Consider the following 328-nt stretch of genomic DNA (forward strand, 5'->3'; position numbering starts at 1 on the left):
TCTAACATGGTCGTAATCACGTGATGTTTAAAATCGCGACTATAGTGAGCTTTACTCGACTTTGGCTTGATGGCATCTATGCCACCGCTTTGGTATTGCTTAACCCATTTTTGTACAAGTTTCGAATTTACTTTAAACTTCTCACTTGTGGCAAGTCCGGTATGTCTTTGCCGATAGTATGCGATGACTTCGATCTTGAAGTCTAGGGCGTGTCCTCAATTCATTTTGCAATGAATAATAGTACACGCTAGGTAAAGCATAGACTTAAAATTACGAGCCAACTTCTCATAGCGAGTAGCGATGCTGCGGAAATGCTTGAGTCTTGCAA

At 41.2% G+C, this 328-nt stretch carries 1 protein-coding gene and 1 pseudogene; both read right to left on the reverse strand.

The annotated features are described in order from the left end of the window. The coding region (locus tag EPB74_RS13390) for a helix-turn-helix domain-containing protein (RefSeq protein ID WP_342462808.1) at nt 1–194 on the reverse strand (194 nt) is incomplete at its 3' end. A 21-nt stretch (nt 195–215) separates the two neighbouring features. Then, nucleotides 216–328: pseudogene (locus tag EPB74_RS13395) on the reverse strand (IS5/IS1182 family transposase); the annotation flags it as partial.

Origin of the sequence: Psychrobacter sp. DAB_AL62B, from assembly GCF_028895345.1 — a bacterium.
In the GTDB taxonomy this organism is placed as follows: domain Bacteria; phylum Pseudomonadota; class Gammaproteobacteria; order Pseudomonadales; family Moraxellaceae; genus Psychrobacter.